The organism is Rhizobium sp. SRDI969 (assembly GCF_025152725.1).
Classification (GTDB): domain Bacteria; phylum Pseudomonadota; class Alphaproteobacteria; order Rhizobiales; family Rhizobiaceae; genus Rhizobium; species Rhizobium leguminosarum_I.
On sequence record NZ_CP104035.1, the window covers coordinates 1,634,777 to 1,659,063 of the forward strand.

The window sequence follows — 24,287 nt, forward strand, 5'->3', positions numbered from 1 at the left end:
TGGCGACAGCGATATCGCCGTGCTAAAGGCGGAGCATGGCTTCGTTCATTTCAAATATCTTTTCGATGTTCTCCGGCGGCGGCAAACCGGCGACGGAGGCGGCAGGTCCTTCGGGCGAGCCGCAGCTTTACGGCGACTGCACGATCTATGCCGAGCCGCGTAAGGAAGGTGGCCAGTATCGCCTTGCCGGCCGCATCGAAAAGAAGGTCGGCGACGAGGTGCTGGTGCGCAATTTCATCCGCGCCGATCTGTTTTCCTCCTCCGATGATGCGATCGAATGCACGGTGCGCAAGGCGCAGCAGATCATCGATCAGCATGGTTCGTCGCTCTTTGGTGACGGCGAGAAGCTTCGTCAGGTCTGAATCAGGATCCGGCATAGCTCCTAAATACCGGCTGCAACTATTCCTGTGTATGACCGGTGTGCGCTCCAGCGAGCGCCTTCTCACTCACGCAATCTTAAAGGATTGCGGTGAAAGGTATCGCCTGCAGAATTTGCAGGACACCCCCTCGTGTTTGACTGTTTCGGACGATTGACCAGAAGATTCGCTGTCGTGATCGCCGCGCCAGCCGGAGGCCGAGCGTCCGGAGCCGAGGTCTCATGATGGAGACACTCAACCTCGTTCTCTTCGTCGTCGAAGCCATTGCCTATTTCGTGCTGATGGTGACGCTTCTGCATTTCCGTCATCGGCTTGGTCTCGGGGTTTTCCTGACGGCGCTGGGCGTCATGCATTTCATGGAGACCTATCTGGCGGCGGTCTTCTACGTCTCGCTGCCGTTCGGGGATGTGTCGCCGGGCTCATCCATCTTCTTCTCCGGCAAGCTGATGATGATCCTGATGCTTTACCTGCAGGAAGATGCCGCGACGGTGCGCCAACCGATCTACGGCCTGTTCCTCGGCAACCTGCTCACCGTTGCTATTGCCTGGGTGCTTCAGTTGCACCAGCCGCTGCAGATATCGGCCAACCACACACCCGACGTCGATTTCCTCAAGGAGATGGGCTGGCTGATGGTCTGGGGCACGGCACTGCTCTATGTCGATTCGCTCGGCATCATCCTGCTTTACGAAAAACTCGGCGATTTCTTTCGCCGCCGCGTCGTCCTGCGCTTCCTGATTTCGGGCTTCGTGCTGCTGACCTTCGACCAGATCGGCTTCTTCGCCGCACTGCATTACTTCCTGGATGTGCCGATCGCCGCATTCTGGGGCGGATGGAAGGCGAAAATGCTTGCCGTCTGCCTCTACGCGGCGATGTTCGCGTTCTATGAATATCGTATTCGCCGCGTCGGTGCGGGCGGGTCCGCACGCTCCATCAGCGACGTGTTCGGCGACCTGACGTTCCGCGAGCGTTACAACGATCTTCTGGAGCGCACCGGCCGCGACATGCTCACTGGCGTCTATGATCGGACGCGCATGGAAATGGAAGCGCCGCTGATGCTGCTCGAGGCACTGAAGCAGGGGTCATTCGCCACCGTCCTCATTATCGACGCCGATCACTTCAAGGATGTCAATGACGGCTACGGCCATCTCCAGGGCGACGAGGTGCTGAAGGCGATCGCCGCCCGATTGGGCACGACGTTGCGCTCGAGTGATCGTGTCTTCCGCTTCGGCGGCGAGGAGTTCGTGGCCGTCTGTCCAGGCACCGATCACGAAGAAGGTCTGCTGCTTGCCGAGCGGCTGCGCTGGACGATCGCAACCAGCGTCAAGACGCCGGATGACAGGCCGATCACGGTCAGCATCGGCGTTGCGACTGCCGACGAGGACGGCATCGATTTCACCGCCGTGCTGACGGCTGCCGACGGCAGGCTCTACGCCGCCAAGAAGAGCGGCCGCAACTGCGTCGTCGGCCGCTCCGGTGTGGTGAAACTCAGTTAGAACGAAAGAAAGCGTCCGTAGGAGACAATAGCGACGGGCTTAGGCGTAATTTCGCGTCACTGGCGAGCAAGGCTGCGGGAGCGGACGAAGGAGAAAGACGTCGCAAGGCGATCATGGCCTTCGCGATGATGGCCGGCGGCGTCGGCCTTGCCGGGATTTCGTCCGATGAAGAACTCTCGGCCGGAAACCTGGCGAGGTCCGAGGTCTCGCCGCCGATATCAACAAATGAAAAACGGCCGGCAGAAGCCGGCCGTTCCATCGAGCGTCGACGAGCCGATCAGGCGGCCAGTGCGATTTCCTGGACGCGCGACTTGGCGGCGTCGATGGCCTTTTCGGCAGCTTCCGGACCGAAGGCCAGGCCTTCGACATAGATGGTCTCGATATCGCTGATGCCGAGGAAGCCGAGAACCGACTTCAGGTACGGCACGGCATGGTTCAAGGCGGCGGCCGGGCCCTGCGAGTAGACGCCACCCGAGGCGAGCACCACATAGACCTTCTTGCCGGTTGCGAGGCCGACCGGGCCGCTTTCGGTGTACTTGAAGGTCAGGCCGGCGCGAGCGACGTTGTCGATCCAGGTCTTCAGCGACGAATAGATGTTGAAATTGATGAGGCCGGTGCTGATGACGATCTTGTCGGCGGCGAGCAGTTCGTTGACAAGCTCGTCGGAGGTCTTGACGGCCGCGGCTTCCTCAGCGGTGCGGGCCTCGGCCGGCTTGCGGATCGCGCCGGTGAAGAGGTCATCGATGTGCGGCAGCGGGTTGGCGGCAAGGTCGCGGCGAACGACGACGCTGCCCGGGTTCTGGCTTTTCAGCTTTTCGGCGAGATCGACGGCGATCGGCGTCGAGAGCGATTCGGCACGCGGGCTGGACGTCAGAAGAAGGATGGACGACATGGTGCATTTCCTTTCGAATGGGATTTGACGGCCCCTTGCTGGGAGGTGAGCCGCAGTCTCGATGAGGAAAATAGGTCTGGCCTGCTATCGAAAAAACGGTGATAATGTCGATCGAAACTATCGATGGAATGGATAGAAGATGCTGCCGAACCCGACTCTGGACCAATTGCAGGTGTTTTTGACCGTTGCCGAGACCGGCAGCTTTTCGGCCGCCTCGCGGGCGCTGAACCGTGCACAGTCAGTCGTGAGCTATACGATCGCCAATCTCGAAGCGCAGCTCGAAGTGCCGCTTTTCGAGCGCTTCGGCGCACGCCAGCCAAAGCTGACGGAGGCGGGCAAGGCGATGCTGGAGGATGCGCGGCGCATTCTCGGCGACCTGCAGCTTATGCGGGCGCGCGTCAAAAGCCTGAGGGAAGGGCTCGAAGCGGAGGTTTCCGTCGCCATCAGCGTCATGGTGCCTTCGCGAGCCCTGGTGGAGGTTCTGCGCGAATTTCGCGAGATGTTTCCATCCGTTTCGTTGAGCCTCAACGTCGGCGAGCTCGGAATGGTCATGGATCTCGTCCTGAGCGGCAAGGCGACCGTCGGAATTGGTGGCGCGGTCGTCAAGCAGGACGATTCGATCGTCACGGAACGGATCGGTCATTCCTTCATGTTGCCCGTTGCCGCGCGCAACCACCCGCTTGCCGGGATCGGTCGGCCGCTGACGCTGGGCGACGTGCGCGAGGAAGTGCAACTCGTCGTCACCGATGCGTCGGGCCGGACGAAGGGGCGCGATTTCAACGTTCTGTCCTACAAGACATGGCGCGTCAGCGATATTGCAACGAAGCACCAGCTCATCAAGGCCGGCCTTGGCTGGGGCGGCCTTCCGGCTTCTGTGATCCATGACGATCTCGTCAGTGGCACGCTCGTCCATCTCGATCTGGATGCCTACGAACAGGGGGAGTATCCGATATATTCGGTGCGCCAACTCGCCAACCCGCCCGGACCAGCCGCCACCTGGATGATCGACGCATTTCGCACGCGGCTTTCCGCCTGCCCGAGCCAGGCCGATTTCCATGCTCGGATGGCGGAACTGTCTGAACCCGCTACGCCGCTTGCGGCAGAATGACGAAGGCGCGGGTGCCGCGCCTTCGCTGATATTGTCTTCAATTTAGAGCGGTTCCGCTTTTCCTGGAAATTGCTCTAAAGAACCAGCCTGAACTTCGAGAAACCGTCGGCCCCTTCGCCGGCATCCTCGATCTTCACGCTTTTGACCTCGGCGAGGAACTGCTTCGCCTTCGGGCCGCTTTCGAAGGTTGCGGTCGTACCCGGGAGCGGCTTGAAGGTCCAGTTTGCGTCGGCCGACGGATTGATCGTGCCCTGATCATGGATATAGCGGACGATGACGTCGCGGTTGGTATCAGGCGCCTGGAAGATTACCTTGTCCGCCTTGATCTCAGGGAAATTGCCGCCGCCGGCGGCGCGGTAGTTGTTCGAGACGACGACGAACTTCTGAGCCGGATCGATCGGCTTGCCGTTGAAGGCGAGGTTCTGGATGCGGTTGGCGTCCGGATGGATCGGTTTGCCTGATGAATCATATTTCGGCGGCTGCGACAGGTCGATCTGGTAGGTGACGCCGTCGATCACGTCGAAATTGTAGGACGGGAAATCGGTGTTGAGAAGCGCCGCATCCTTCGAGCCGGCCTCGATGTGATTGAACATGCCGGCCGACATTTCGAGCCAGTTCTTCACCTGGGCGCCGGTGACGGCAACGGCCTGCACCGTGTTCGGGTAGAGATAGAGGTCGGCGACGTTCTTGATGGCGATGTCGCCGGCCGGAACGTCGGTGTAATAGTCGGCGCCACCGCGACCGCCGGCCTTGAAGGGGGCCGCCGCCGAAAGCACCGGCAGGTCCTTGAACTCGGTATCGGCGAGCATTTGCTTGATGTACCAGGTCTGGGCCTGGCTGACGACCTGCACTGAGGGATCGTCGGCAACCAGCGCGAAATAGGAATAGAGCGGCGCGGACGTCTTGCCGACCGGGGTGCGGACATAGGCAAGTGTCGCCTCGTGCTCGGCCTTGGCGGCTTCGATCACGTCCTTCTTGTCGGCGTAGTCGGCAACCACCTTCTTCTTGTCGTCGCGATGATAGATCGGCCGTGCTTCCGAGGTGAAATCGACGATCTTCCAGCTGTTGCCGTCCTTTTCGAGCAGCAGGTCAATAAGACCGAGATGCGAGCCCCAGAAGCCGGCCATCACGGCGGGCTTGCCGTGCAGCGTGCCCTTGACGGGGTCGGCATTGGCCACGCCGTCCCAGCTCTTCGGGCCGGGGAAGACGAGATGCTGGTGGCCGGTGAAGATCGCGTCGATCCCGTCGACGGCGGCGAGATGCAGCGAGGCGTTCTCCATCCTTTCGGACGGTGCGCTGCCGTCGATGCCGGAATGCGAGAGCGCAATGACGATATCGGCGCCGGCTTCCTTCATGGCCGGAACCCAGGCCTTGGCGGCCTCGACGATATCACGCGTCTGCGCCTTGCCTTCGAGGTTCTTGATGTCCCAGAGCATGATCTGCGGCGGTACGAAGCCGATGAAGCCGATCTTGACGGGGCTCTCATTGCCGGCGCCGTCTTTGATCTGCTTTTCCAGAATGATGTAGGGCTTGAAGAAGAGATCGTCCTGCTTCGGGTCCGAGGCGAGCTGACCCTTGGTCAGGTTGGCGCAGACGAAGGGGAAGTTCGCGCCTGCTAGGACCTTGAACATGAAGTCGAGGCCGTAGTTGAACTCATGATTGCCGAGCGTGCCCACAGTATAGCCGAGTGTGTTCATCGCCTTGATCACCGGATGGACGTCGCCGTCCTTCATGCCGTGCTGATAGGCCATGTAGTCGCCCATTGGATTGCCCTGCAGCACGTCGCCATTGTCGATCAGCAGCGAGTTGACGGCCTCTGCACGGATCGTGTCGATGATCGTCCCGGTGCGCGACAGGCCCATCGTGTCGTTCGGCTTGTCGGCATAATAGTCATAGGGGAAGACGTTGACGTGAATGTCGGTCGTTTCCATGAGCCTCAGATGCGCCTGGTTGGCGCTGGCGCGGGCGCTGAAAGGGTGCAGCAGCACCAGGGCGGAAGTGGCGGCGAGGCCGCCGAGCAGGGAACGGCGGCTCATCACGCCAACATCGAAAATGGAAGACATGGAAACTCTCCTTTAAAGATGATGCATCGTCCGGCCCGTCAGAGTTAGGACGATTTGGCGAGGAGTACACTGCGAAAATGACAGGACGTCAAAACAATCCGCCGGAAAAGCATCATGGCTCCAAAATGCAATTTATGGTGCAGTCACCCGGCGTCAGGTGCCGCAAACGCAAGGCGAGGTCATCCTCGGCGTCAGTGTCAACCGCAGCCGCTGGAGCGATCTCAGCCGCTCCTTGGACGCAAAGGCCGGGCAACCTTACGAGTTTGGCGTCGATGTTGTTGACTGAGGCGTCCGCTCGACGTTGACGGCGGTTCTAACCAGCGGGCGTACTGCCAATACCGGCCGCATCTCCTTATGGAAAAAGCGGAAATATGAGGAGATCTGCGCCCGCGCATTCGAATTCACGTCGAACTGGATGCCGACGCGGCCATTGTGCTTCCAGCGGATGATGCCTTCGAGCAGCCCGAGGTTGTCGGCCTCGATGCGCACCTTGCTGCCGGAAGCGGCGTGGAGCGGCCCCTTCATCTCCAGGGCCGCACCGGTAGGCGATAGGTTGAGGATGCGGGCATCCACCTGGCTGTTCAGGTATTTGACCTGGCCGAACACGCGGCAGTTTTTCCGGTCGGCCTTCCGGGCCGTGATTTTCAAGTTGCGGGTCATACTGTCTCCCTTGGTATTGCCGGGGAGCATAGCGCCGGAAAATTGAAATGGTTTTAGGGGCTTGGCTAAAATTGCAGTGAAACGTCAATTGGCAGCCGGGGCTCTGCGTCCCACCACATGTTCGCGCCAGACCGTAAAGATGCCGGCGGCGACCACGATCGCCGAGCCGACGATCATGTTGAAGCTGAGCGTTTCGCCATAGATCACCATGCCGAAGATAGAAGCGTAGACAAGTGACAGATAGGTCAGCGGCTGGACGGCGGCGGCATCGAGAACATCGTAGGCGCGGATCAGGAAATAATGGCTGGAAATGCTGGTAATGCAGACGAGCGCCATCCAGCCCCAGTCGCCCGGCGCCATCCAGCTCCAGTAGAACGGTCCGACCAGCGTCATCGTGACGCCGCCGACGACGCCGGTATAGAAGAAGCTGGTCATCGACGAATCGTCGCGGCTGACCAGACGGGTGGCGATGACGTAGAAGGCGAAGTTGAAGCAGGAAATGACGGCGAGAAGCAGCTTCACGTCGAAAAATTCGCCTTCCGGCTTCAGGATCAGCAGCACCCCGAACAGTCCGGCGCCGATCGCTGACCACCGCCGCCAGCCGACCCGCTCGCCGAGGATCGGCATCGCCAGCAGCGCGATCAGGATCGGCGTCGCGGAAAAGATCGCTTGTGAACGGGCAAGGCCGATTACGGCAAAGCAGGTGATGGCGAGAACCACCTGGACTGCAAGCAGAACGCCGCGCGTCACCTGCAGGAAGGGGCGTTTGGTGCGGGCCGTCGCCCTGATACCGCCGCGCATCTTCGAAGCGAGGATGATCGTGAAAAACGCAAAGGCCCAATAGCGGATCATCGTCACGAAGATCGGCGGATAGGCCGTCGCCAGATGTTTCGAGATGGCGTCCTGCAGTGAAAAGATGGTGAGCGCCAGCAGAACGAAAATATAGCCTTGGGTCTTCGAAGTCATGACGTGCCAATGAGCGGGAAACGCCCGCGAGCGTGAAAAGTCTGGGCAGGCTTTCGGCGAAGATGCAAGGCCTCAAAGCCCGACATTCGGCTTGTCGATGATTTCTCTGAGCGCGAAGCTGGAATTGATCTTGACGACGTGGGGCAGGGCCGACAGCCAGTCGCGGTGGATCCGCTCATAGTCCTCAAGGTCGCGGGCGGCGACGCGCAAGATATAGTCGTATTCGCCCGACATCAGGTAACAGACGAGCACGTTCGGGCAGAGCTTCACTGCTGCCTCGAATTCCGCCAGCGTCTTGGCGAACTGGCCGGAGAGCGAGATATGCACGATGGCGATCATCTTGTAGTCGAGCGCCTTGTGTGAAAGCCGCGCATGGTAGCCGCCGATGACGCCGCTTCTTTCCAAGATGTCGAGCCGGCGCGAACAGGCCGAAGGTGACAATCCGATCCTTTCGGCAAGCTCGGCATTGGTGATGCGGGCATTGGTCTGCAATGCCCGCAGAATCGCAAGATCGATGGTGTCGAGATCAGCCATTCGAAGAACCTTCGAAAAAAGATAGGATGAATGCAATAATCGCCGAAAAATCGCGCCTTCGCAAATCGTCTTTGCAAGGACATTTCACTGTCTTGATGGTTGGATTCCTCATCTGAAAAAATCCGCGGCCGCGGAGATAAAATGAGAGGAACGCGCATGCGTGTCGGTTGCCCGAAGGAAATCAAGAATCATGAATATCGCGTCGGCCTGACGCCGGCTTCGGTGCGAGAATATGTTGCCCACGGCCACGAGGTCTGGGTGGAGACCAAGGCAGGCGTCGGTATCGGCGCTGATGATGCTGCCTATGCCGCGGCCGGCGCGAAGATCGCCGCCTCCGCCAAGGATATCTTCGAAAAGTGCGACATGATCGTCAAGGTGAAGGAGCCGCAGCCTGGCGAATGGGCGCAGCTCCGTGACGGCCAGCTTCTCTACACCTATCTGCATTTGGCGCCGGATCCCGAACAGACCAAGGGTCTCATCGCCTCCGGCGTCACCGCGATCGCCTATGAGACGGTGACTGACGAGCGCGGCGGCCTGCCGTTGCTGGCGCCGATGTCGGAGGTCGCCGGACGCCTGTCGATCCAGGCGGGAGCGACCGCGCTGCAGAAGGCCAATGGTGGCCTCGGCGTCCTGCTCGGCGGCGTACCCGGCGTGTTGCCGGCCAAGGTCGCGGTCATCGGCGGCGGCGTCGTCGGCTTGCATGCGGCCAGGATGGCCGCCGGCCTCGGAGCCGATGTCAGCATCCTCGACAAGTCGCTGCCGCGGCTGCGCCAGCTCGACGATATCTTCGCAGGCCGCATCCACACGCGTTATTCCAGCATCCAGGCGCTGGAGGAGGAAGTCTTCTCGGCCGATCTCATTATCGGCGCCGTGCTGATTCCAGGCGCTGCCGCTCCGAAGCTCGTCACCCGCGAGATGCTTTCCGGCATGAAGAAGGGCTCCGTCATCGTCGACGTCGCCATCGACCAGGGCGGCTGCTTCGAGACCTCGCATGCGACGACCCATTCCGATCCGACTTACGAAGTCGACGGCGTCGTGCATTATTGCGTCGCCAACATGCCGGGTGCTGTACCGGTCACCTCGGCGCACGCGCTGAACAATGCCACATTGGTTCATGGCCTGGCGCTTGCCGATCGCGGTCTGCGCGCCATCGCCGAAGACAAGCATCTGAGGAACGGCCTCAACGTCCATAGGGGCCGCATCACCAGCAAGCCGGTCGCCGACGCGCTAGGCTACGAGGCCTTCGCGCCGGAGAGCGTGCTGAACGTAGCGTAAGTACCTGGCTATAGGTCAGAAGGCGCCGTTCTCCGCTAGGGCCGGCGCCTTTTCCTTGTCGATCCGGCACTGGAAACAGTTGTTGCGTGCAGAGCGCACATGCACATAGGCGATATCAGGCCGGGCCAGCAGCTCCTCGCCATAGGCTGGAATATCGCCGATCTCAGTCACCGCGCCGGTGCCGTAGACGATGCGGTCGTTCTCGCTATAGCCGCGGACGATGAAGTCGCGGCTCGTCGTCAACACCGGCGGTATGATCTCTTCGGCGCCGTAGCGTGCGCAACGCTGCTTGTGCAGGAAGACCGGGCCGGTTTCGGCATAGGGCTGCAGCTCCGGGAAGGGCCGGTAGGCGAAGACCAGCAACTCCTCGCCGGCATCGATATTCTGAAGGCAATGGCGGCAGGGATGACCGGGACCATCGGAGACGATCGTCTCGGGCAGCCTGTCATAGGCGTCGCGGCCGCCGCTCCAGAGGCGTTCGGCGTCGGTCGTCGGCATGGCAACAAAACGAATGGCGGTCATGATAGATCTCCTTTGTATTGCCATGAAATGCACTTGGACGAGCGCGCGAGCCACCCGATTCTTGCCTGCTTCTCGATATGAGATCGCCGAAGAGCGAAAATCCGGGTATCTTCTGTCCGAACGCTGCAGGCGAAAGGAGAAGCCCCTTGGCCGACGTCGATCTCGCGCTGCTGGCGCAACAGAATGCGGAAATACTGGAAGAGCTCAGGGCTCTGCGGCGGGACGTGGCGGAACTGAAGGAACAGTCGGCCGCACGCTCGATTTCGAGCGCCGCAGCGACCCGCGCCGCCCGAACAGCCTGACGCAGCGTTAGTCGTCTCCACTTACGTCGGGAAAAAGCCGTCAGCTTTTCCGCGCAATCTCCAGAAGTTCCTTGTCGCTGAGAGGCCGGACGATGCCGGTGCCGGTCGAGACGGGGGAGAAGCCGTACATCTGGTAGAGCTGCAGCGCGCGCGGATGGTCGAGATTGTTGGTGGTGGTGGTGACCCGCTTCGGATTGAGCGACCAGATGGCATAGAGCGCCTGCAGCAGGAACCATTTGCCGATGCCCAGACCGAGCGCATGTTCGATCAGCCCGAAATGGCTGAGCTCGATCATATCCTCGTCTTCGCAGAAATATTCGTAGAAGCCGGCGGGCGCGCCGTTCACGTAGAGAACGCTGATATTGTTGCGCTTGTCGTTCAGTGTCTCGGCAAGCTGCTCGTCGCTCATGCGCAACCGATCCACCCATTGCCATCGCGCACCCACCTGCCGGTAGAGATACCGGTAGAAGGGCAATGGGATCTCGGGAGCGCGCATGATCGCCGTCTGGATATTGACGGGCACCGGCATGCTCGCCTTCGGCGGCGCCGTCATTTCGAGCCGGGTGATGTGAGCTTTCAGCGAAGCGGGTGTCTTCCCCATGGCGATCAGGCTTTGACCGGCGTCGGCGGACCGGTGACGATGGGCGTATCGTCACGGCTGCCCCATTCGCTCCACGAGCCGTCATAAAGCTTGTTATCGTGATGGCCGAGCGATTCCAGCGCCAGCGTGATGATTGCGGCGGTGATTCCCGAGCCGCAGGAGGTGACTACGGGCTTGGAAAGATCGATGCCGGAATCCTCGATCGTCTGCTTGAGTTCGGGCAGCGACTTGAAACGGCCCTGGCTGGCAAAGACGCCGGAGGGCAGGCTGCGGGCGCCGGGCATATGACCGGAACGCATGCCGGCGCGCGGCTCGGGTTCGACGGCGGCGAAGCGGCCGGTGCTGCGGGCATCGGCGATCTGCATCGCGCCGCTGGAGACGATATCGCGCATCCTATCGAGCGTCACCACGCGGCTTTCGTCGAAATTCGGCGTAAAGGTCGCCGATGCAAGATTGGGTGCTGCGGTTTCCAGCGGACGGCCCTCGGCCTTCCATCCGTCGAGACCGCCATCGAGCACGAAGACGTTTTTCGCGCCCATCACCCGGAACAGCCACCAGACGCGCGGCGAGGCGAACAGGCCGATACCGTCATAGACGACGATCCGATCATTCTCGCTGATGCCGAGCCGGCCGACTTCGGCGGCGAAATAATCGGGCGAGGGGATCGTGTGCGGCAGCGATGTGGAATGGTCGGCGATCTTGTCCTGATCGAAGCGGATGGCGCCGGGAATATGGCCGGCCGCATATTCGGCATCGGCATCGCGCTTCTGCGCCGGCAGATAGAAGGAGGCGTCCAGCACGCGCAGGTCGGCTTTGCCGAGCTCGGACTGCAGCCAGTCGGCCGAAACGACGAAACGGCTCTTGGTCTCACTCATGATGGTCTCCCTTGATGGTCAGGCTTCGTCGCCGGGCGTGCCGAAGCGGATGCGGAAGCGCCGGTTCTCTTTGCCCTTCTTCTCGATTTTGGCGATATGGATCTGGCCGACTTCCTGAGTCTCGGAAACATGTGTGCCGCCGCAGGGTTGGCTGTCAATCGAGGAGTTCTCGCCGATGCAGACGAGGCTGACGCGCCCAAGGCCCATCGGCGGGCGCACGTTCTTCGATTTGACGATGTCGGGATTGGCCACAAGCTCCTCGTCGGTGATCCATTGCAGAGTGACCGGATGGTTCTGCTCGACCAGTTCCATCAGCTTGGCCGTCACCGCGTCCTTGTCGATCGTCTCGATCATGTCGAAGTCGACGCGGCTTTCCTCCTCGCCGACAGCAGCCCCGGTGATCGGATAGGAGCAGACGACGGAAAGCAGGTGGCAGGCCGTGTGCATGCGCATCAGCCTGTAGCGGCGCGGCCAGTCGACGTGCAGCACCAGCGCCTCGCCGACCACGGGCCGCAGCTCGTTTTTGAGTGGCACATGGATGATGACATCTTTGCTTGGACCATGCTTCGTCTGGCCGAGCGCGATCTTGGTGCCGTCGGCCCGTTCGAGCAGGCCGGTGTCGCCAGGTTGGCCGCCCGATGTCGCATAGAAGCAGGTCTGGTCCAGTTCGATGCCCCCGTCTTCGTGAACGGCGGTGACGATCGCCTCGCACGTCGAGAGATAGAAGTCGTCGCGGTAGAGGGCATTGACGGGCATGGGGTCTCACACGGGCTCGTAGGGAACGTGGATATCGGGCGACTTGGCCATCCAGCCCGGAACGGGCAGTCCCTTCGACCTCAGGAAATCCGGGTTAAAGAGTTTTGACTGATAGCGGTTGCCGTAATCGCAGAGGATCGTCACCACCGTGTGACCAGGTCCGAGATCCCGGGCGAGATTGACCGCACCGGCAATGTTGATCGCTGTCGAGCCGCCGAGGCAGAGGCCCTCGTTCTCGACGAGGTCGAAGAGATAGGGAAGCGCTTCGGCATCCGGGATCCGGTAGGCATAGTCAGGCGTGAAACCCTCGAGATTGGCGGTGATGCGACCCTGGCCGATGCCCTCGGTGATCGAGGATCCCTCGGATTTCAGCGCGCCGTTCTGATAGAATTCGTAGAGTGCGGCGCCGTCGGGATCGGCGATGCCGATTTTGACGTCTGCCTTGAAAGCCTTGAGGCCGGCAGCCACTCCTGCCAGCGTGCCGCCGGAGCCGACGGAGCAGATGAAGCCGTCGACCTTGCCGTCGGTGTCTTTCCAGATTTCCTTGGCGGTCGTTTCGACATGCGCCTGACGGTTGGCGACGTTGTCGAACTGGTTTGCCCAGATCGCCCCGTTCGGCTCGGTCTTCGCCAGCTGCTCTGCCAGCCGCCCGGATACCTTCACGTAGTTGTTCGGGTTCTTGTAGGGAACGGCGGGCACTTCGACGAGTTCGGCGCCGAGCAGCTTCAGGGCGTCTTTCTTTTCCTGGCTCTGCGTTTCCGGGATGACGATGACGGTGCGATAACCGAGCGCCTTGGCGACCAACGTCAGCCCGATGCCGGTATTGCCGGCCGTACCCTCGACGATGACGCCGCCCGGGCGAAGCAATCCCTTCCGCTCTGCGTCGCGGATGATGTAGAGCGCGGCGCGATCCTTTACCGACTGGCCGGGGTTCAGGAACTCCGCCTTGCCGAGAATGGTGCAGCCGGTCATCTCTGAGGCGCCCTTGAGTTTGATCAGGGGCGTGTTGCCGATGGCTTCGAGGACGGAAGGGTGGAAGGTCATGGAATCTGCCTCTATTCGAACTCTTACTTTAGGAACGGTCTTTTCCCTTCACAAGGCTGAGTTGGCAAGAAATGCTATTCCACGCCTCTGGCGGACACGATAAAATTTGCTTTCCTCCCCCGAAATGACGCACAGCCCGCAATCCCGTCGTGTGAGGGGTGATCCGAAGATTGACTTTCCCCGTACGGATGACGACAAAGCGAAAACGGAGCGCGGCAACAGGGCGTGACCGAAACCGACATGGTTCACGAGCAAATCGACACGATTGATGCATTGATGGCGCATTATGTTGCCGGCTCCTTGCCCGAGCCGGCGCGTGTGCTGGTCCAGGCTCATCTCGAAATGAAACCGGACAATCGCAGCCTGGTGAACAGCCTCGAGCTGCTGGCAGGCGAAGCTCTGGAAAACGCGCCCGAAGCCGCCATTGCCGATCGCGACGGGCGGCTTGCGGCGATCTTTTCCTCTGCGTCTTCCATCCCGGCGCCACGGACGGCCGCGCGACCGGAAAACGCGTTGTTTCCGCAAGCGTTGCGCGCCCTCTTGGGTTTCGAGGCCGAGGATGTGCCCTGGCGCCGGCGGTTGCCCGGTTTTAAGGAATATTCGCTCGACATGGACGGCTGCGAGGTCAGCCTGATGTGGATCCGGCCTGGCCGCGCCTTGCCGGCGCACACCCATAAAGGCATGGAACTGATCCTTATTCTCGACGGCGCCTTCAACGATGAACGCGGCCATTTCGGTCCCGGCGACATCTCCATCGCCGACGAGATGGTCGACCACCGGCCGATTGCCGAAAAGGACAGGCCGTGCATCGCCTTTGCGGTCTCGGACGGACCGGTCAAGCTCACCGGATCCTTTCGTCAGATGATCGGCGACCTGATCGGCTGAAAGCAGCCACAATGATGTGATAGAGCCGTAAATCCGGAGGGGTTGAGGAACTTCCGGACCTGTTTTCGCATTGATCAGGCAGCCCGGAGGAACATGTCATGCGTGATTTCATTGCCCATCCCGAACATGGAATCGTCTGGCTTTCGGGCGCAAGTTCAGGCATCGGCAGGGCGCTTGCGTTAAAGCTCGCCGGCGAAGGATACAAAGTCGCCGTCACCGCCAGAAGCCACGAAAAGCTGGTCGAACTGCAAGCCGAGGCCAATGGCCTTTCGGGCAGTATCATTGTGCTCGACGGCGACGTCACCGATGCCGAGGACATGGAACATGTCATGGCCTCGATCGAATACGAGCACGGCACGCTCGCCATGGCGATCCTCAATGCCGACGTCTACCTGCCTGTTCATGCCGAGGATCTGAACCGCGCCGATTTCGAGAAGAGCTTTGCCGTCAACCTCTCCGGCGTCGTCAACTGCCTGCTGCCGGCGATCCGCCATATGAAGGCGAAAGGGCAGGGACAGATCGCCATCGTTTCCTCCGTCACCGGCTATGGCGGCTTGCCGACGGGGGCCGCCTATGGCGCGACCAAGGCGGCGCTGATCAACATGGCCGAAAGCCTGAAATTCGATCTCGACAAGATGGGCATCCGCATCCAGCTCGTCAGTCCGGGCTTCATCGATACGCCGGCGACGCGTAAAAATGCCTTTCCGATGCCGGCTCTGGTATCGGTGGAGGAGGCCGCCCGGGAGATTGCCGCCGGGTTGAAATCTCAGGCCTTCGAGATCACGTTTCCGAAGCGCTTCACCACCATGCTCAAGCTCGCACGCCTGCTCCCCTATGGCGCTTATTTCACGCTGGTGAACCGCGTGACCGGCTGGCGGGAGCGGCCGCCATTGGCGGGTCACCATCCGGTGACACCGCATGCGGCGGAATGATCAACGGCGCGAGAATACGACCTGGCGCACATCGACATTGCGGGCACGGAGGCCGGCCTCGTTTCCTCCGGCGGGTGTCGGCGACATGAAAAAGGCCGGCGTGAACCGGCCTTTTCTGAGAGCAGCAGTCTGTCGCTTAGTTGTCGTATTCGCGGCAGGCTTCGCTGATCGATGCGCCGCTCTGGCCGCCGCGCGTGTCGACACCGGACATCTGTTGCGGCATGCCGGGGCATTCCATCGTCTGCGGTCGTCCAATGCTCTGTGTCGTCGTTGGATCGACCGGCGAGACAGGTACCGGACGAAAGCCGTTGTCATCGTTGGTGTAGTCGGATGAATAGGTACCCGATCTCGGATCGGTCGAGCCGCCATTCGTCGGCCCGATTGGATCGGGGTTCGACTGGGCAAAGGCTGACGACGCCATGCCGATCGCAAGCAGCGAAGCGGCGATAAGGGACTTAGACATGGGATATCCTCCTTGGATTTTCATCTTGGATGACCCAGGGGTAACTGCCTGATGGAATCATTGTTCCGAAAAAACCTGCATTCAAGCCTCGCGGCATACCAGCATGGTTATGCGTAAACCTTAACGGGCGATGTCGCTGGATCGGCGCCAGCGCATGTCTTACTTGCATGCGGAGATACTAAAAAACCGTGGCATGAGGCCGCTATGTTCATCTCCTTTCGCGAAGCCGCAGATCTCGGTTTCCAGATCGTACTTGCACTCACGTTGACGATGACTGGCATTGCGTCTCCTCCTACGCCGTCAGGAATGACAAGGCTAAAATTTCAGCGATCGACGTCAGCCGTCCCTTGCTCTGGACTGCGGCTCCGATGCGCGTCGATCCGGCTACGCAGGCCTACCTGCGCGCCGATGCTTCGGCCGCACTGGAACTCGCCGGGGCTGCCGATGACCTGTGCAACGACCCGATCGGCCTCCGGCTTTCCTGCGACTTGATCATCACCTCCGGTACTGCGGCTTTTTAGGCAAAGGCGGTCGTGAGGCGTCACCGCCATTCCCGAAAGCTTGCAAAACCCAATGATTTGCCGTTTGATCGCGATAGCGACCACCGCCCGACTCTTTCCCTGAAGGGTTCAGCCTTTTGTCTATGCCGATGCCCCGCGGCTTCGAGAAGCCCTATGCCGCCTTCCTGTTCGATATGGACGGCACTATCCTCAATTCGATCCTTGCAGCCGATCGCGTTTGGAGCGACTGGGCAAGGCGTCATGGGCTCGACGTCGCCACCTTTTTGCCCAAGATGCATGGATCGCGCGGCATTGACACGATCGCCCGGCTGAACCTGCCGGGAGTTGATCCCGAACATGAATCGAAGCTGGTGACCGAGGCCGAAATCGCCGATGTCAGCGACGTCGTGGCCATTCCCGGCGCCGCGACGTTCCTGAGCTCGCTGCCCCCGGATCGCTGGGCGATCGTCACCTCCTCGCCGTTGCGCCTTGCTCGCCGGCGGCTGGAAGCGGCAGGCCTGTCGGTGCCGAGATTCATGGTAACGGCGGAGGACGTGAAGGTCGGAAAACCCGACCCGCAATGTTATATTCTCGGCGCCGAACGCCTCGGCGTCAGCACGCAGGATTGCCTGGTGTTCGAGGATGTCGCAGCCGGCATCACCGCCGGCGAGGCGGCAGGTGCCGATGTCATGATCATCACGGCAACACATCACCAAAAAATGGAGACGCCGCACCCGACCCTCTCATCCTATGACGAGATCTCGGTCCGCATCTCCTCCGATCACAGGATGCTGATCGTCCCGAACGCGGCCTGAAGGTGCCCCGATCGCGTCCTGCTTGCTTTTGCGCGGTTCACTCCGCGGCTGCGGCAAGACAGCGATCGATGATGCTGCCGATTTCGCTGCGGCAGGAGCCGCAATTGGTTCCAGCGCTGGTTTCCTTGCCGACCGCCTCGACGCTGTGACATCCGCCGCGCACGGCAGCAGCGATCTGGTTGACCCCGACACTGAAGCAGGAGCAGACGGTGGCGCCTGGATCCGGCCTGCCTGCGCCGGGGCGACCCGCAACGAGCGCAAAGCGCTTCCTGAGGTCGCCATGCGAGGCGGAGAGCTGCGAGATCGCCCAGTTGCGCGCGACGGCGACGGGCTGGCGTGCCAGAAATAGCGCCGCAAGCAGGACCTCGCCATCGAAGAAGGCGAGCCTGAGGTCGCCGGATTGCCGGTCGGCATAACCAAGCGGTTCGATCTCGGCCGGAATGGCGAAAACCGCGCGGCACCAGGCCGTCCAGTCTTCGACGTTTTCGCCGAAGGCAAGCTCCAGCCGCCAGCCGCCGGCGGCTTTTGCCAGCGCCCAGTAGGCGGCGTCAGGTGTGGCAGGTTTTGTGGCGGAGACGGCGAAACCGTAGTGGGTGGCGCGAAACGGCCGGACGGCGACGGCAACGTTCTTCGACGCCGGTTGACCGGAAATCGGGTCCGTTACCGGCGCGACCACGGCGTCGATCCGTGCTCTTGCGGCGAACTGGTCGTTCCAGTGCATCGGCGCAAAGATGCCGCCGCGGGCCTGGCGATCGGTGACCAGCGCCCTGACGATTACCTTGCCGTGCGGGCTGTCGATTTCGACGAGGCCCGCACTTGATATACCGGTCTCGATCGCGTCGCGCGGATGGATCTCGGCAAAGGGTTCGGCGATATGGGCGGAAAGCCGCGCGCTCTTTCCGGTTCGCGTCATCGTGTGCCACTGGTCGCGGATGCGCCCGGTATTCAGTATGAAGGGGTACTCGGCATTGGTGCGATCGGTTGCGGGCGGTTTGACCGCGACGAAGCGGGCCTTGCGATCGGGATGGAAGAAACCGCCCTCGGCGAAGAAGCGGGTGATGCTCGGTTCTGTCCCTGCCGCCTGTGGCCACTGGAACGGCGACAGTTCGTCATAGGCGCCGCCGCTCATGCCGGCGCGCGCGCCGATGTCGAAATCGCGGCTGCCGTTATTTTCGAAGGCGGAAAGCGCGGCGTGTTCGTCGAAGATTGCGGCCGGCGCATCAAAATTGAAGGCCTCGGCAAATCCCATGCGGCGTCCGACTTCCGCAAGCTGCCACCAGTCGGCCCTTGCATCGCCGGGAATGTCGAGAAACGGTCGTTGCCTTGAAATGCGCCGTTCGGAATTGGTGACGGTACCGTCCTTCTCGCCCCAGCCGAGTGAGGGCAGAAGCACATCTGCGTGCCGGGTCGTATCCGTCTCTTTCAGGATGTCGGAGACGACGACGAAGGGACAGGCGGCGATCGCGCTTTCGACGCTGTCGGCATCCGGCATCGAGACGACGGGATTGGTCGCCATGATCCAGAGCGCCTTGATGCGTCCGTCGGCCACGGCTTGGAACATGTCGACCGCCTTCAGGCCGGGCTTCGCGGCGATGACGGGCGAATTCCAGAAGCGCTGCACGCGATCCCGGTCTTCGGCATTCTCGATCGCCATATGGGCGGCAAGCATATTGGCAAGACCGCCGACCTCGCGCCCGCCCATGGCGTTCGGCTGGCCGGTCAGCGAAAACGGTCCCATGCCGGGGCGGCCGATGCGGCCGGTCGCCAGGTGGCAGTTGAGGATGGCATTGACCTTGTCTGTGCCGGAGGAGGATTGGTTGACGCCCTGGCTGTAGCAGGTCACGACCTTCGGCGTCGTCTCGAACAGGCGGAAGAACTCCCTGATCTGCATGGCCGGCAGGCCGGTCCGTTCCAGAAGATCGTTGATATCAAGCGCGGCGGCGGCCGCAAAAGCGTCGCCGAAACCTTCGGTATGAGCGCCGATATAATTCTGGTCGATTGCCGGACTGGTCGCGAGATGGGCAAGCAGTCCCATGAACAGCGCAACGTCGCCGTCCGGACGGATGGCGAGATGCAGGTCGGCGATATCGCAGGTCATCGTCCGGCGCGGATCGATGACGACGATCCGCATGTTTGGCCGTGCCGTCTTTGCGGCGGCAAGCCGCTGGTAGATGACGGGATGACACCAGGCGAGGTTGGAGCCGGTCAGGACCACCAGATCCGCAAGTTCGATATCCTCATAGGTCCCGGGCACCGTATCGGCGCCAAAGGCGCGGCGATGCCCCGCCACGGAAGACGACATGCAGAGCCTTGAATTGGTGTCGATATTGCCGGAGCCGATGAAGCCCTTCATCAGCTTGTTGGCGACATAGTAATCCTCGGTCAGCAACTGGCCGGAGACGTAGAAGGCAACGGCGTCAGGCCCGTGTTCGGCGATCGTTTCAGAAAAACGGCGGGCGACCAGATCAAGCGCCTCGTCCCAGCCGCTCCGTTCGCCTTCGATTTCGGGATGGAGAAGCCGGCCATCGAGATCGATGGTTTCGGCGAGGGCTGAACCCTTCGAGCAGAGCCGGCCGAAATTCGACGGATGCTCCGAATCTCCTTTGACGCTGACTGCGCCTGCCTCGTCGACCGAGGCGAGAACGCCGCAGCCGACACCGCAATAGGGACAGGTGGTCTTGACCTCAACCGCCATCTATTCCGCCGCCATCATCAGGCTTTCCACGGCGATGAACAGCCTGCCGTCTTCGTTCAGCACCGGTATCGTCCGGACTTCGCCTTCGTCGGCGCCGAGCGCTTTGCCGGTTTCCAGTGAGATCACCCAGTTGTGCAGCGGGCAGGTAACTGACTTGGCATGGACGATGCCCTGGGAGAGCGGGCCGCCCTTGTGCGGGCAATGATCCTCGATGGCGAAGACCTCGTTTTCGGCCGTGCGGAAGACGGCGATCTTGCCCTGCGGCGTCTTCACGCAGCGCGCCCCGCGCAGCGGGATGTCGGAGATGTCACCGATTGGATGCCAGTTTTCATTGGGCCAGTTCATGTCCATCTCCTTATTCTGCAGCCTGGGGATAGCCGATTGTCGCCATCGGCTTGAACTCATGCTTGTCCTTACCGGAAACACGCTCCGACCAGGGATCGACCTGGGCAAATTTCTGGGAGAAGACGAAGCGGTCGTAATAGGCTTTGCGCTTTTCGTCATCGCCCATGATCTGGCGGCGAATTTCCTCCAGGCCGATGCGCTTTGCCCATTTGTAGATGCGCTCGAGATAACGGGCCTGCTCGCGGTACATCTGCGTCAGGGCCACGATATGCTCCAGTGCCTCGTCCTCGGTTCGGACAAGCCCAAGGACCTCCGTGCCCTTGATGTCGAGGCCGGCCGCACCGGCGAAATGGATCTCGAAGCCGGAATCCACGCAGATCACGCCGATGTCCTTGCAGGTTGCTTCCGCGCAGTTGCGCGGGCAGCCGGAGACGGCCATTTTCAGCTTGGCCGGCGTCCAGGAGCCCCACATGAACCTTTCGATCCGGATACCGAGGCCGGTGGAATCCTGCGTGCCGAAGCGACACCAGTCCGAGCCGACACAGGTCTTCACGGTGCGCAGACCCTTGGCATAAGCCTGGCCGGAGACGAAGCCGGCTTTGCCGAGGTCGGCCCAGACGGCGGGTAGGTCTTCCTTTTCGATGCCGAGCAGGTCGATGCGCTGGCCGCCGGTGACCTTCACCATTGGGATCTCGAACTTGTCGACGACATCGGCGATGGCGCGCAGCTCGTTCGAATTGGTGACGCCGCCCCACATGCGCGGAACGACGGAGTAGGTGCCGTCCTTCTGGATGTTGGCGTGCACGCGCTCATTGATGAACCGCGACTGGTAGTCATCGGCATATTCATCCGGCCAGTCGCAAACGAGGTAATAGTTGAGCGCCGGCCGACATTTGGCGCAGCCGCAGGAGGTCTTCCATTCGAGCTCCTGCATGACGGCAGGAATGCTCTTCAGCCCCTTGGCTTTGATCAGCCGGCGAACATCGTCATGGCCGAGTTCGGTGCAGGTGCACATCGGCTGGACCGCAGCCGGATTGTAGCTGTCGCCGAGCGTCAGCGCCATGAGTTGTTCGACGAGGCCGGTGCAGGAGCCGCACGAGGCGGACGCCTTCGTGTGGGCGCGCACGTCGTCGAGCGACGTTAGCCCCTTGCCTGATATCGTCGAGGTAATTTTGCCCTTGCATACACCGTTGCAGCCACAGATCTCCGCGTCATCCGGCAAGGCTGCAACGGCCGCCATAGGGTCCAGCGGCGACCCTCCCTGATAGGCCTGTCCGAAGATCAGCGTCTCGCGCATCTCCGAAATATCGGTTGCCTTCTTTTTCAGGTCATTGAACCAGGCGCCGTCGGCGGTCTCGCCGTAAAGCACGGTGCCGATGATCTTGTTGTCTTTCAGCACCAAGCGCTTGTAGACGCCGGCGCTGGCATCGCGCAGCACGATCTCCTCGCGGTCGTCGCCGTCGGCGAAATCGCCGAGTGAATAAAGCTCGATGCCGGTGACCTTGAGCTTGGTCGGCGTATCCGCATGAACGAAGGCAGGCGAGCGATCGCCGGAGAGATGCGAGGCGGCGATACGGGCCATTTCATAGAGCGGCGCAACGAGGCCATAGACCATGCCGCCGACTTCGGCGCACTCGCCGAGTGCAAGAATATCGCCATCCGAGGTCTGCATGCCGGAATCGACGACGATGCCGCGGTTGACGGCAAGGCCGGCGTCTTTCGCCAGACCGACGCTGGGGCGAATGCCGACGGCCATCACGACCAGCGTTGCCGGGATGATGCGGCCGTCGTCAAGTTCGATGCCTTCGACCTTGCCATTCCCGACGATCGCCTTGGTATTGGCCTTGCAGATGACCTTGATGCCGCGCTCCTCGACGGCCTTCTGCAGCAGATAGCCGGCGGCGGGGTCGAGCTGGCGCTCCATCAGTGTCGGCATGACATGCAGCACGGTGACGTCCATGCCGCGCTGGGCAAGGCCGGCCGCTGCTTCGAGGCCAAGCAGGCCGCCGCCGATGACGACAGCCTTTTCGCGCGACTGAGCGGCAAGCAGCATCGCTTGCACGTCGTCGAGATCGCGGTAGGTGATGACGCCGGGCAGATCCTTGCCGGGAACAGGAATGATGAAGGGCACGGAACCGGTTGCGATCACCAGCTTGTCGTAGCTTTCGGTGACGCCGTGGTCGGAGGTCACGGTCTTTGCGGCGCGATCGATGTTGACGATCTTGTGGCCCTTGTAGAGCATGATGCCATGCTTGATGTACCAGCCGTCGCCGTGAATGATGATCTGCTCGTAGTCCTTTTCTCCTGAGAGAACCGGCGACAGCATGATGCGGTCGTAGTTGACGCGCGGCTCGGCATTGAAGATCGTAACTTCATAGCGACCCGGCGCCTGCTCGAAGAGGTGCTCCAGCATGCGCCCGGGCGCCATGCCATTGCCGATGATGACAAGTTTTTCGGTCATATTTCCAGGTCCTTGGATCAGGTTGCAGCCACGGGCGCCGAGTGCCCTTGGCGCGACAGTTGCTTGACGGACAGGTGCATCCAGATGAGAGAGATCACAACGATTGCAAAGAGCAGCAGGAAACAGCTGGACCAAAGGCCGGTCATGTCCTTGAGGAGGCCGAAGGCGATCGGAAGGATGAAGCCGCCAAGGCCGCCCATCATCCCGACGATGCCGCCGACGGCGCCGACGTTTTCGGGGTAGTAGGCCGGAATGTGCTTGTAGACGGCAGCCTTGCCGAGGCTCATGAAGAATCCGAGCACGAAGATGACGACGATGAAGATGACGGGGGTGATGCCGAACGCGGGACCCGTCCCGGTCCCAGAGGCAGCCGGCAGCGAAAGAATGAGGGTGGCGACGGCCGACACGGCAAGCATCGTGTACATCACGCTGCGGGCGCCTTTCTTGTCCGACAGTACGCCGCCGAAGGCGCGGAAGATGCTGCCCGGGATGGAGTAGGCGGCCGCGATCATGCCGGCAGTTTCCAGGTTGAAGCCATAGACGCCGACCAGGTAGCGCGGCAGCCACAGCGACAGGGCGACGAAGCCTCCGAAGGCGAAGAAATAGTAGAGCGAAAAGCGCCAGACCTGAACGTTCTGCAGCGGCGCGAATTCCTCGGCAAAACTCTTGCTGGCGGCGCGGCGTTCGCGGCGGAGACGGTAGGCCGGATCATCGGTCGTGGTGAACCAGAAGACGATTGCCATCAGTGCCAGACAGACGGCCCAGATCTCGGCAACCGCCTGCCAGCCCCATGCGAGCAGCACGAAGGGGGCGGCGAATTTGGTCACAGCCGCGCCGACATTGCCGGCACCGAAGATGCCGAGCGCGGTTCCCTGCTTCTCCGCCGGGAAGAAAGGCGAGACATAGGCGACACCGACCGCAAAGGAGCCGCCGGCGAGGCCGACGCCGAGCCCGGCGATCAACATTTGCGTATAGGTCTGGGCGTAGGAGAGCAGGAAGGTCGCCAATGCGGCGGCCAGCATGGTGAGCGTGTAAACGAGACGCCCGCCGTAGCGCCCGGTCCAGATGCCAAGAACGATGCGCACGAGCGAACCGGTAAGGACGGGGGTGCCGACCAGCAATCCGAACTCGGCCTCGTTCAGCCCGAGATCCTGCTTGATGCGAATGCCGATGATCGCGAAGATCGTCCACACGGCAAAACAGAGGGTGAAGGCTACAGTGGAGATCCACAATGCTTTGGCTGGTTCGCCGGCCGACATGGGCTGTGCTTTCTCGATGACAGACATAACTTCTCCGGGGCCCGACAAGGTCGTGCCGATCCATCGCTGAGGGTTAAAACAAAAAGCCGCTGGTCAGGACGCGCATAAACGAGGTGCGCGAAATATCCTGATCAGCGGCTTTGCTGGTGGCGCCCGCCGTTGGACGCCGAATATGTGGCCTTCTGGCCCATTTGCCTGGACGCAATCCTTACGCCAGATTGCTCAGGCTAAAACCTACCTCTTCATCTGAAGAGTAATCTCTGTGTCTTCCGTGAGCGTCTATCGCACGCTCATTCTGCGCTGATCGCCATTGACCGGTGCAATAGAGGCAATGCAAACTGCGTGCCAGTTTGGTGTCCCTCATGCAAGTTGCTGAATATAAATGACGTTTTCTGAAATGTGTCGGCTGCTTGTTTTTCAGGCCGCCACCCAATCATGCAAATATTTTGTGCGCTTGTCGTGAG

At 61.3% G+C, this 24,287-nt stretch carries 22 protein-coding genes and 3 pseudogenes; 10 read left to right on the plus strand and 15 right to left on the minus strand.

Annotated elements, in window-relative coordinates:
- Positions 1–35: 35 nt before the first annotated feature.
- From N2A41_RS08240 to N2A41_RS08250, 3 genes and pseudogenes are all read left to right on the plus strand, one after another.
- A complete protein-coding gene (locus N2A41_RS08240) occupies positions 36–362 on the plus strand; it encodes an HlyU family transcriptional regulator (protein WP_260110696.1) in 327 nt (108 codons plus the stop codon).
- Positions 363–598: 236 nt separating this feature from the next.
- Positions 599–1,870 (plus strand): GGDEF domain-containing protein, encoded by a 1,272-nt coding sequence (locus tag N2A41_RS08245; protein ID WP_017963981.1) that lies wholly within the window; start codon positions 599–601, stop codon positions 1,868–1,870.
- A 29-nt stretch (positions 1,871–1,899) separates the two neighbouring features.
- Positions 1,900–2,099: pseudogene (locus N2A41_RS08250) on the plus strand (TetR/AcrR family transcriptional regulator); the annotation flags it as partial.
- Positions 2,100–2,147: 48 nt separating this feature from the next.
- On the opposite strand, the gene N2A41_RS08255 reads toward N2A41_RS08250, so the two are convergent.
- Positions 2,148–2,762, minus strand: a complete 615-nt coding sequence (locus N2A41_RS08255; protein ID WP_162118421.1) for an FMN-dependent NADH-azoreductase — start codon at positions 2,760–2,762, stop codon at positions 2,148–2,150.
- 139 nt (positions 2,763–2,901) lie between these two features.
- Here N2A41_RS08255 and N2A41_RS08260 point away from each other — a divergent pair, with 139 nt between their 5' ends.
- Positions 2,902–3,870, plus strand: a complete 969-nt coding sequence (locus tag N2A41_RS08260; protein ID WP_170258141.1) for a LysR family transcriptional regulator — start codon at positions 2,902–2,904, stop codon at positions 3,868–3,870.
- A 74-nt stretch (positions 3,871–3,944) separates the two neighbouring features.
- On the opposite strand, the gene N2A41_RS08265 is transcribed toward N2A41_RS08260, so the two are convergent.
- The 4 genes from N2A41_RS08265 to N2A41_RS08280 form a co-directional block, all read right to left on the minus strand.
- Complete coding sequence (locus N2A41_RS08265; protein ID WP_260110698.1) at positions 3,945–5,933, minus strand: bifunctional 2',3'-cyclic-nucleotide 2'-phosphodiesterase/3'-nucleotidase; 1,989 nt, start codon at positions 5,931–5,933, stop codon at positions 3,945–3,947.
- Positions 5,934–6,188: 255 nt separating this feature from the next.
- Entirely contained in the window at positions 6,189–6,593 is a 405-nt protein-coding gene (locus tag N2A41_RS08270; RefSeq protein WP_222383776.1) for a PilZ domain-containing protein, read from the minus strand.
- An 84-nt stretch (positions 6,594–6,677) separates the two neighbouring features.
- Positions 6,678–7,559 (minus strand): DMT family transporter, encoded by an 882-nt coding sequence (locus N2A41_RS08275; protein ID WP_222383777.1) that lies wholly within the window; start codon positions 7,557–7,559, stop codon positions 6,678–6,680.
- 72 nt (positions 7,560–7,631) lie between these two features.
- Complete coding sequence (locus tag N2A41_RS08280; RefSeq protein ID WP_017963987.1) at positions 7,632–8,093, minus strand: Lrp/AsnC family transcriptional regulator; 462 nt, start codon at positions 8,091–8,093, stop codon at positions 7,632–7,634.
- Positions 8,094–8,249: 156 nt separating this feature from the next.
- Between N2A41_RS08280 and ald the strand changes: the two genes are divergently transcribed.
- Complete coding sequence (ald, locus tag N2A41_RS08285) at positions 8,250–9,368, plus strand: alanine dehydrogenase (protein ID WP_222383986.1); 1,119 nt, start codon at positions 8,250–8,252, stop codon at positions 9,366–9,368.
- Between the two features lie 15 nt (positions 9,369–9,383).
- Here the strand turns inward: ald and N2A41_RS08290 are convergent, their stop codons facing one another.
- Positions 9,384–9,890: a DUF1203 domain-containing protein gene (locus tag N2A41_RS08290; protein ID WP_260110699.1), complete on the minus strand. Its 507-nt coding sequence runs from the start codon at positions 9,888–9,890 to the stop codon at positions 9,384–9,386.
- 77 nt (positions 9,891–9,967) lie between these two features.
- On the opposite strand from N2A41_RS08290, the pseudogene N2A41_RS08295 reads away from it, so the two are divergent.
- Positions 9,968–10,203: pseudogene (locus N2A41_RS08295) on the plus strand (hypothetical protein).
- A 29-nt stretch (positions 10,204–10,232) separates the two neighbouring features.
- Here N2A41_RS08295 and N2A41_RS08300 read toward each other — a convergent pair.
- Genes N2A41_RS08300 through N2A41_RS08315 form a run of 4 tightly spaced genes read right to left on the minus strand, consistent with a single transcriptional unit; the run spans position 10,233 to position 13,468 of the window.
- A complete protein-coding gene (locus tag N2A41_RS08300) occupies positions 10,233–10,793 on the minus strand; it encodes a GNAT family N-acetyltransferase (protein ID WP_017963991.1) in 561 nt (186 codons plus the stop codon).
- A 5-nt stretch (positions 10,794–10,798) separates the two neighbouring features.
- A complete protein-coding gene (sseA, locus tag N2A41_RS08305) occupies positions 10,799–11,668 on the minus strand; it encodes a 3-mercaptopyruvate sulfurtransferase (RefSeq protein ID WP_222290516.1) in 870 nt (289 codons plus the stop codon).
- A gap of 18 nt (positions 11,669–11,686) precedes the next feature.
- Positions 11,687–12,424: an alanyl-tRNA editing protein gene (locus N2A41_RS08310; protein ID WP_222383780.1), complete on the minus strand. Its 738-nt coding sequence runs from the start codon at positions 12,422–12,424 to the stop codon at positions 11,687–11,689.
- 6 nt (positions 12,425–12,430) lie between these two features.
- Positions 12,431–13,468, minus strand: a complete 1,038-nt coding sequence (locus N2A41_RS08315) for a cysteine synthase A (RefSeq protein ID WP_222281114.1) — start codon at positions 13,466–13,468, stop codon at positions 12,431–12,433.
- Positions 13,469–13,693: 225 nt separating this feature from the next.
- On the opposite strand from N2A41_RS08315, the gene N2A41_RS08320 reads away from it, so the two are divergent.
- Positions 13,694–14,353, plus strand: a complete 660-nt coding sequence (locus N2A41_RS08320; protein ID WP_222383781.1) for a ChrR family anti-sigma-E factor — start codon at positions 13,694–13,696, stop codon at positions 14,351–14,353.
- Positions 14,354–14,451: 98 nt separating this feature from the next.
- Entirely contained in the window at positions 14,452–15,285 is an 834-nt protein-coding gene (locus N2A41_RS08325) for an SDR family NAD(P)-dependent oxidoreductase (RefSeq protein WP_162118430.1), read from the plus strand.
- A 136-nt stretch (positions 15,286–15,421) separates the two neighbouring features.
- Here the strand turns inward: N2A41_RS08325 and N2A41_RS08330 are convergent, their stop codons facing one another.
- Positions 15,422–15,748, minus strand: coding sequence for a hypothetical protein (locus N2A41_RS08330; RefSeq protein ID WP_170261348.1), 327 nt, complete (start codon positions 15,746–15,748; stop codon positions 15,422–15,424).
- Positions 15,749–15,952: 204 nt separating this feature from the next.
- Here N2A41_RS08330 and N2A41_RS08335 point away from each other — a divergent pair.
- Together N2A41_RS08335 and N2A41_RS08340 are read left to right on the plus strand one after the other, a co-directional pair.
- A pseudogene (locus N2A41_RS08335) lies at positions 15,953–16,269 on the plus strand (hypothetical protein).
- Between the two features lie 116 nt (positions 16,270–16,385).
- A complete protein-coding gene (locus tag N2A41_RS08340; protein ID WP_260110701.1) occupies positions 16,386–17,063 on the plus strand; it encodes an HAD family hydrolase in 678 nt (225 codons plus the stop codon).
- A 37-nt stretch (positions 17,064–17,100) separates the two neighbouring features.
- On the opposite strand, the gene N2A41_RS08345 is transcribed toward N2A41_RS08340, so the two are convergent.
- From N2A41_RS08345 to N2A41_RS08360, 4 genes are read right to left on the minus strand one after another with little or no spacing between them, the layout of a single operon-like run.
- Positions 17,101–19,758 carry a nitrate reductase gene (locus tag N2A41_RS08345; RefSeq protein WP_260110702.1) on the minus strand — a complete coding sequence of 886 codons (2,658 nt, stop codon included), beginning with the start codon at positions 19,756–19,758 and terminating at the stop codon, positions 17,101–17,103.
- A complete protein-coding gene (gene nirD / locus N2A41_RS08350; protein WP_026154121.1) occupies positions 19,759–20,109 on the minus strand; it encodes a nitrite reductase small subunit NirD in 351 nt (116 codons plus the stop codon).
- A gap of 4 nt (positions 20,110–20,113) precedes the next feature.
- On the minus strand, positions 20,114–22,564 hold the full coding sequence (gene nirB, locus N2A41_RS08355) for a nitrite reductase large subunit NirB (RefSeq protein WP_260110703.1): 2,451 nt from the start codon (positions 22,562–22,564) through the stop codon (positions 20,114–20,116).
- A gap of 17 nt (positions 22,565–22,581) precedes the next feature.
- Positions 22,582–23,850 carry an MFS transporter gene (locus N2A41_RS08360; RefSeq protein WP_260110704.1) on the minus strand — a complete coding sequence of 423 codons (1,269 nt, stop codon included), beginning with the start codon at positions 23,848–23,850 and terminating at the stop codon, positions 22,582–22,584.
- Positions 23,851–24,287 lie beyond the last annotated feature (437 nt).

Excerpts from the sequence above, each read along its gene's own strand:
- N2A41_RS08345 (WP_260110702.1), bottom strand. The coding sequence starts at position 19,758 with ATGGCGGTTGAGGTCAAGACCACCTGTCCCTATTGCGGTGTCGGCTGC.
- N2A41_RS08275 (WP_222383777.1), bottom strand. The coding sequence starts at position 7,559 with ATGACTTCGAAGACCCAAGGCTATATTTTCGTTCTGCTGGCGCTCACC.
- N2A41_RS08280 (WP_017963987.1), bottom strand. The coding sequence starts at position 8,093 with ATGGCTGATCTCGACACCATCGATCTTGCGATTCTGCGGGCATTGCAG.
- N2A41_RS08300 (WP_017963991.1), bottom strand. The coding sequence starts at position 10,793 with ATGGGGAAGACACCCGCTTCGCTGAAAGCTCACATCACCCGGCTCGAA.
- N2A41_RS08315 (WP_222281114.1), bottom strand. The coding sequence starts at position 13,468 with ATGACCTTCCACCCTTCCGTCCTCGAAGCCATCGGCAACACGCCCCTG.
- sseA (WP_222290516.1), bottom strand. The coding sequence starts at position 11,668 with ATGAGTGAGACCAAGAGCCGTTTCGTCGTTTCGGCCGACTGGCTGCAG.
- N2A41_RS08240 (WP_260110696.1), top strand. The coding sequence starts at position 36 with ATGGCTTCGTTCATTTCAAATATCTTTTCGATGTTCTCCGGCGGCGGC.
- N2A41_RS08265 (WP_260110698.1), bottom strand. The coding sequence starts at position 5,933 with ATGTCTTCCATTTTCGATGTTGGCGTGATGAGCCGCCGTTCCCTGCTC.
- N2A41_RS08325 (WP_162118430.1), top strand. The coding sequence starts at position 14,452 with ATGCGTGATTTCATTGCCCATCCCGAACATGGAATCGTCTGGCTTTCG.
- N2A41_RS08270 (WP_222383776.1), bottom strand. The coding sequence starts at position 6,593 with ATGACCCGCAACTTGAAAATCACGGCCCGGAAGGCCGACCGGAAAAAC.
- N2A41_RS08290 (WP_260110699.1), bottom strand. The coding sequence starts at position 9,890 with ATGACCGCCATTCGTTTTGTTGCCATGCCGACGACCGACGCCGAACGC.
- nirB (WP_260110703.1), bottom strand. The coding sequence starts at position 22,564 with ATGACCGAAAAACTTGTCATCATCGGCAATGGCATGGCGCCCGGGCGC.
- nirD (WP_026154121.1), bottom strand. The coding sequence starts at position 20,109 with ATGGACATGAACTGGCCCAATGAAAACTGGCATCCAATCGGTGACATC.
- N2A41_RS08360 (WP_260110704.1), bottom strand. The coding sequence starts at position 23,850 with ATGTCTGTCATCGAGAAAGCACAGCCCATGTCGGCCGGCGAACCAGCC.
- N2A41_RS08310 (WP_222383780.1), bottom strand. The coding sequence starts at position 12,424 with ATGCCCGTCAATGCCCTCTACCGCGACGACTTCTATCTCTCGACGTGC.
- N2A41_RS08260 (WP_170258141.1), top strand. The coding sequence starts at position 2,902 with ATGCTGCCGAACCCGACTCTGGACCAATTGCAGGTGTTTTTGACCGTT.
- N2A41_RS08255 (WP_162118421.1), bottom strand. The coding sequence starts at position 2,762 with ATGTCGTCCATCCTTCTTCTGACGTCCAGCCCGCGTGCCGAATCGCTC.
- N2A41_RS08245 (WP_017963981.1), top strand. The coding sequence starts at position 599 with ATGATGGAGACACTCAACCTCGTTCTCTTCGTCGTCGAAGCCATTGCC.
- N2A41_RS08330 (WP_170261348.1), bottom strand. The coding sequence starts at position 15,748 with ATGTCTAAGTCCCTTATCGCCGCTTCGCTGCTTGCGATCGGCATGGCG.
- ald (WP_222383986.1), top strand. The coding sequence starts at position 8,250 with ATGCGTGTCGGTTGCCCGAAGGAAATCAAGAATCATGAATATCGCGTC.